This window comes from Methylobacterium sp. WL64 (assembly GCF_008039945.1).
Lineage (GTDB): Bacteria > Pseudomonadota > Alphaproteobacteria > Rhizobiales > Beijerinckiaceae > Methylobacterium.
Genome location: NZ_VRVA01000070.1, coordinates 23,970 through 30,426, shown reverse-complemented (window position 1 = coordinate 30,426; position 6,457 = coordinate 23,970). Strand labels below are relative to the sequence as shown.

Genomic DNA, 6,457 nt, shown 5'->3' with positions numbered 1-6,457 from the left:
GCCCCGCCGGTGCCTGCTGCCCCGCCTTTGCACCCTGCGCCCCCAGCAGCGGCGCCGCCCGCTGGGGCGCCGACCACCTCCGCCACGCCGGGAGCGCCGTCGAACGCGGCGCAGCAGCAGGGGACCCCGGCCACGGTGCTGGACACCCAGGATTACGAGAGCCTGCTCGGCCGCAGCGTGCGCAGCGCCGGCGGCGACGAGCTGGGGCGCGTCATCGACATCATCATCGACAAGGACGGGCATCCCCGGGCGGCCATCATCGATTTCGGCGGATTCCTGGGTGTCGGCACCCGCAAAATCGCCGTCGATTGGCGCGCCCTGCGCTTCACCCCCGATGGCAACAAAGAGCGCAAGCTATCCGTCGCGCTGAGCCGCAACCAGGTCCGGGTGTCGCCCGAATACAAGGCCGGCGAGCCGATCGTCGTGCTCGGCCCGGCGAGCCCGGCCGCCCCCGTGCCCGAGGGCGAGCAGGCGACGAGCGCGGCCCCGCCGGTCAATCCCGCCGCCCCGGTCGTGTCTGCGCCAACCGTTCCGGCTCCGTCGGTCCCGACGCCGTCCGCCCCGCTTCCCGCCACCCCGCCGGAAAAGGCCCCGGATAAGTGACGGTGGCCCGATTGAAGGCAAGACCCGCCGTTTCCCCCCGCGAGCGCGAGGTGTCCCGACAGGACCCGCGGTCGCGGCCCGTCCGCCTGAAGGATCAGTCGGCCGAAGTCGCGCGCGAGCCGGCCCGGGCGGCCGCGGAGGCCGCACCGGTGGACCGAACGCTCACGGCGGCAAGCCGCCACGGCCTCGACGCCTTCGCGTTCTTCGTCGCCAACCTGCAGACCGGGTTCGGGCCGTTCCTGGCCGTGTACTTCTCGCAGGCGAAGTGGACCCAGTCCGATATCGGCTTCGCCCTCACAGTAGGGAGCCTCGTCGCGCTGCTGGGCCAGGTGCCGGGCGGCGCCTTCGTCGACGTGGTGCACTCGAAGCGGTTCGCCGCCGCGGTAGCGGTGATCGGCATCTCGGGCAGCGCCTTCGCGCTGGCGATCTGGCCGAGCTTCCCGGTGGTGCTCCTGGCCATGGCGGTGCATTCGGGGGCGAGCTGCGTGCTCACGCCGGCCATCGCGGCGATCAGCATCGGGCTGGTCGGGCGTGCCCGGGCGGGCGAGCGCCTCGGCCGCAACGCGAGCTTCGCGGCGGTCGGCAACGCGCTCGGCGCCGCCGGCATGGGCGCCATCGGCTACTACCTCTCGAACGGAGCGGTGTTCTACCTGACGGCGGCTCTCGTGGTGCCGACGATCATCGCGCTGACGCGGATCCGCGCCGACGAGATCGACGCCAACGTGTTCAAGGATGTGGCCCCCGAGGCGGCCTCCAAGTCGACTTCCACGGCGGCTTCTAAGCCGGCCTCCGCCCAGCCGCCCCGCGCCGCCGGGCAGGACGGCGTGCGGGCGCTGCTGACCAATCGCGGGCTCCTGTGCTTCGCGGCCTGCATGGTCCTGTTCTTCCTCGCGAACGCCGCGATGCTGCCGCTGGTGGGCAGCGTCCTCACCCTGCGGGCGAGCGAGACCGCCACCGCGCTGATCGCGGCCTGCATCATGGTCCCGCAGGCGGTACTCGCCGTGAGCGCCCCCGCGGTCGGCCGGGCCGCCGAGCGGTTCGGCCGCTACCCGGTGCTGCTCCTGGGCTTCGGCGCCTTGCCGGTGCGCGGGTTGATGCTCGCCTACACCACGAACCCCTACGGCCTGGTCGCCATCCAGGTTCTCGACGGGATCTCCGCCTCGGTGCTCGGCGTGATGGTGCCTCTCGTGGTCTCGGATCTCACCCGCGGCACGGGGCGTTTCAACCTTGCGCTCGGCGCGGTCGGCACCGCGATGGGCGTGGGCGCTGCGCTCTCGACGTCGATCGCCGGGATCATGGCGGACCGCCTGGGAAGCCATAGCGCCTTCCTGGGGCTGGCCTTCATGGGCTTCGCGGCCTTCATGCTGGTGGCGCTGATCATGCCCGAGACGCGCCAGCCGGCGGAGGAGGCGTGATCCGCGGCATCGGATTCGCTTGCGTGTATCCGCGCCGCTCAAGCGGCGTTCAGGTTTGAGAGATAAAAGCGCGCGGGAGGTGCGGGCCGGTGCAACATATGGCAACGCTGTCGCGTTGCCGCTGCGGGTCCGATTACGCCCGCGCTGCACTCCGCCTCAGCCCGCACCAGCCAGTGCCGCGTGAATACGGAATGGTCACCGCGATGGAAGAGCTGCACCAATACGCTGAGAGGCCCTTCGCCTTCGTCGGGCGATACCTCCGGCGCCGCTGGGTGCCCCACCTGGTGATCCTGATCTCCGTGCTCGGTGCGGTCGGGTTCTCGGTCTCGACCGACTATGCCCTCAAGGGCGTGGTCGATGCGCTGACCAAGGGTCCCGGCCCGGGCAACACCGTGGTCTGGGGGGCGCTCGCCGTCCTGATCGGATTCATCGCGGCCGACAACATGCTCTGGCGCGTGGCGGCGCTGACCGGGGCCTTTACGTTCGTGGGCGTCACCGGCGACATCCGGCGCGACCTGTTCCGGCACATGACCGGCCATTCGCCGACCTTCTTTTCCGACCGGCAGCCGGGAACCCTGGCGTCGCGCATCACGGCGACCTCGAACGCGATCTTCACGGTCGAGAACATGTTCGTGTTCAACGTGATGCCGCCGACCGTCGCGGCCTTCGGGTCGATCGCCTACATCGCCACCGTCAACACCACCATGGCGGCGATCCTGGCTGGCGTCTTCGCCGCGGTCGTCGTGCTGATGTTCAAGATGGCGGCGGCCGGCAAGCCGCTGCACCACGACTTCGCCGCCAAGGCGGCCTCCGTGGACGGCGAGATGGTCGACCTCGTCGGCAACATGTCGCTCGTGCGGGCGTTCTCGGGCTTCAAGCGCGAGGGCCAGCGCTTCGAGGGCACGATCGCCACGGAGATGCGCGCCCGCCGTTCGTCGCTGCTCTACCTTGAGAAGCTGCGCATCGTGCACGCGGTGCTCACCGTATTGGCGGTGTTCGGCCTGCTCTACTGGGCGATCCAGATGTGGGAGGCCGGCCAGGCGACCAATGGCCAGGTGGTGCTGGTCTGCACGCTCGGCATCCGCATCCTGGCGGCCACCCGCGACCTCGCGGTGGCACTGGTGGACGCGACCCAGCACACCGCCCGCCTGGCGGAGGCGCTGCACACCCTGCTCCAGCCCCACGACCTCGTGGACCATCCGGAAGCCAAGCCGCTCGCCGGCCAGGGCGCCAAGATCGAGTTCGACCACGTCGCCTTCAATTATCCGGACGGGCGCCCGGTCTTCACCGATTTCGACCTCGTGATCGAGCCGGGCCAGAGGGTCGGCCTCGTCGGCAAGTCGGGCGGCGGCAAGTCGACCCTGTTCTCGCTGCTGCAGCGCTTCTACGACGTGAAGACCGGCGAGATCCGCATCAACGGCCAGAAGGTCGAGTTGGTGACCCAGGAATCCCTGCGTGAGGCGATCACGGTCGTCCCGCAGGACGTGTCGATGTTCCACCGCTCGTTGCGCGAGAACATCCGCTACGGCCGGCCGGAGGCCACCGACGAAGAGGTCTGGCAGGCCGCCGAGGCGGCACGCTGCACCGAGTTCATCCAGGCCCTGCCGGAGGGCTTCGACACCATGGTCGGCGACCGCGGCGTGAAGCTCTCGGGCGGCCAGCGCCAGCGCATCGCCATCGCGCGGGCCATCCTGAAGAATTCGCCGATCCTGCTGCTCGACGAGGCGACCTCTGCGCTCGACGCGGAATCGGAGCAGGCGATCCGTCAGGCGCTCGCGAACCTCATGAAGGGCCGCACCGTCATCGCCATCGCCCACCGCCTGTCGACGCTTCAGGACTTCGACCGGATCGTGGTGCTGGAAGGCGGCCGCATCATCCAGGACGGCTCGCCAGACAAGCTGACCCATCTCGACGGCTTCTTCCGCGAGCTGATGAAGAAGGAATCATTGTCGATGTCCCTGGCGGCGGCCTGATCGGGGCGCCCGGCGAGGCCCGGCCGTGCCCGATCTCGACACCGTCGTCCGGGAGATCTCCGACGAGATGGCCCTGCGCTCCGACCGGGGCGCGGTAGCCGATTACATCCCCGAACTCGCCCACGTGGACCCGAACCAGTTCGGCATCGCGGTGATCGATGCCGACGGGGCCGTCACCGTCGGCGGCGATAGCGAGACGCCGTTCTCGATCCAGAGCGTGTCGAAGGTGTTCACGCTGACCTTGGCGCTCGGCATGGTCGGCGACCGGCTGTGGAAGCGGGTCGGGCGCGAGCCCTCCGGCAACCCGTTCAACTCGATCGTCCAGTTGGAGCGGGAGCGCGGGGTGCCGCGCAACCCGTTCATCAATGCCGGCGCCATCGCGGTGACCGACGTGATCCTCTCGGGTCATGCGCCCCGGGAGGCGTTGGGCGAGATCCTGCGTTTCATGCAGTTCCTGGCCCAGGACCCCACCATCACCATCGACGAGCAGGTGGCGGCCTCCGAGAAGCGCACCGGCTTCCGCAACACCGCGCTCGCCAACTACATGAAGTCGTTCGGCGTCATCGAGAACCCGGTGGACTACACGCTCGGCGTCTACTTCCATCACTGCGCCATCGCGATGACCTGCCGGCAGCTCGCCATGGCGGGCCGGTTTCTGGCACATAACGGCCGCAACCCGTCGACCGGGCACAACGTCGTCTCGGCCGAGCGGGCGCGCCGCATCAACGCGATCATGCTGACCTGCGGTCACTACGACGGCTCGGGCGAGTTCGCCTACCGGGTCGGCCTGCCGGGCAAGAGCGGCGTCGGCGGCAGCATCCTGGCGGTGGCCCCCGGCAAGGCCTCGATCGCGGTCTGGTCACCCGGCCTCGACGCGGCGGGCAACTCCCATCTCGGCCGCGTCGCCCTGGAGCGCCTGACCCAGCGCATGGGCTGGTCGGTGTTCGGGGCGTGACCGACACCTTGCGCGGAGGCGCCTTCCGCGGCACTGCGCCAGCGTGGTGCTGCGGCGCCTGAGGCAGGACCAGGCACATGACGACGAGTACGGCGGCGCGGACGTCGGGTAGTGATCTTGACCCCGGCGCCATCCTGGCCCGCCTCGACCGGCTGCCGCCGACGCGCACGATCTGGCGTTTCGTCGCTCTCCTCGGCCTCGGCTTCTTCTTCGAGCTCTACGACCTGCTGTTCACCGGCTACGTCGCCCCGGGGCTCGTGAAGGCCGGGATCCTCACGCCGACCACGCCCGGGCTGTTCGGCGCGAGCGGCGTGGCGAGCTTCGTGGCGGCCCTGTTCACCGGGCTGTTCATCGGAACCCTGGTCTGCGGCTGGCTGGCCGACCGGTTCGGGCGCCGGGCGATCTTCACGTGGTCGCTGCTGTCCTACACCGCCGCCAACGTCGTGATGGCCTGCCAGACCGACGCGTTCGGGCTCAATCTCTGGCGGCTGATCGCCGGTATCGGCCTCGGCCTGGAGATGGTGACCATCGGCAGCTACCTCTCGGAGCTGGTTCCGAAGGCGATCCGCGGCCGCGCCTTCGCCCTGTGCCAGGGCATCGGCTTCACCGCCGTGCCGGTGGTGGCCTTCCTGTCCTATCTGCTGATCCCGACGGCGCCGCTGGGGATCGACGGCTGGCGCTGGGTCGTGCTGATCGGCGCCACCGCGGCGATCGGGGTCTGGTGGCTGCGCGCCGGCCTGCCGGAGAGCCCGCGCTGGCTGGTCGAGCGTGGGCGGCTCGCGGAGGCCGACGCGGTCCTGCGGCGCCTCGAAGGCCAGGTCGCCGCCGAGTACGGCCGCCCCCTGCCGTTGCCCGCAGCGCCGGAGCCGGTGCAGCGGCGCGGCGCCTTCGGCGACCTGTGGGTGCCGCCGTACCGCCGCCGGGCATTCATGATGGCCGGCTTCAACGTGTTCCAGACGGTGGGCTTCTACGGCTTCGCCAACTGGGTGCCGACGCTGCTGGTGGCGCAGGGCATCACCATCACGTCGAGCCTCGCCTACACGGCGCTGATCGCGCTGGCCGCCCCGGTCGGGCCTCTGATCGGCCTGGCCATCGCCGACCGGTTCGAGCGCAAGCACGTCATCGTGGCCGCAGCCCTCGTCTACATCGCCTGCGGGCTGACCTTCGCGCAGACCCGCGACGTGTCGGCAATCATCGCGCTCGGGATCGGCCTGACGCTGGCCTCCAACGTGATGTCGTACAGCTTCCACGCCTACCAGGCCGAGCTGTTCCCCACCGGCATCCGCGCCCGGGCGGTGGGGTTCGTCTATTCGTGGAGCCGCTTCTCGGCGATTTTCACGGGGTTCGTCATCGCCTTCGTGCTGCGCGAGGCCGGCACCCCGGGGGTGTTCCTGTTCATCTCCGCGGCGATGCTGGCGGCGGGGTCGCTGGTCGGGCTGCTGGGACCCCGCACCCGCGACGTGGCATTGGAGAAGATCGCGGGGTGAGGGCGCATGCCTGCGAGGGCCATG

Annotated in this window: 5 protein-coding genes; all 5 read left to right on the top strand. The window is 70.2% G+C overall.

The window, feature by feature from the left end; genetic code table 11:
• Nucleotides 1-603: PRC-barrel domain-containing protein (locus FV242_RS22800; RefSeq protein WP_187278518.1), on the top strand; the 603-nt coding region annotated here is incomplete at its 5' end.
• A complete protein-coding gene (locus tag FV242_RS22795) occupies nucleotides 600-2,018 on the top strand; it encodes an MFS transporter (protein ID WP_147940515.1) in 1,419 nt (472 codons plus the stop codon). The genes FV242_RS22800 and FV242_RS22795, both read left to right, overlap by 4 nt.
• Nucleotides 2,019-2,221: 203 nt before the next feature.
• Nucleotides 2,222-3,991 carry an ABC transporter ATP-binding protein gene (locus tag FV242_RS22790; protein WP_147940514.1) on the top strand — a complete coding sequence of 590 codons (1,770 nt, stop codon included), beginning with the start codon at nucleotides 2,222-2,224 and terminating at the stop codon, nucleotides 3,989-3,991.
• 25 nt (nucleotides 3,992-4,016) lie between these two features.
• A complete protein-coding gene (locus FV242_RS22785) occupies nucleotides 4,017-4,946 on the top strand; it encodes a glutaminase (RefSeq protein WP_147909345.1) in 930 nt (309 codons plus the stop codon).
• Nucleotides 4,947-5,023: 77 nt separating this feature from the next.
• Nucleotides 5,024-6,433: an MFS transporter gene (locus FV242_RS22780; protein WP_147940513.1), complete on the top strand. Its 1,410-nt coding sequence runs from the start codon at nucleotides 5,024-5,026 to the stop codon at nucleotides 6,431-6,433.
• Nucleotides 6,434-6,457 lie beyond the last annotated feature (24 nt).

What these genes read in the sequence shown, in the direction of transcription:
- FV242_RS22790 (WP_147940514.1), top strand. Translation starts at nt 2,222, where the DNA reads ATGGAAGAGCTGCACCAATACGCTGAGAGGCCCTTCGCCTTCGTCGGG.
- FV242_RS22780 (WP_147940513.1), top strand. Translation starts at nt 5,024, where the DNA reads ATGACGACGAGTACGGCGGCGCGGACGTCGGGTAGTGATCTTGACCCC.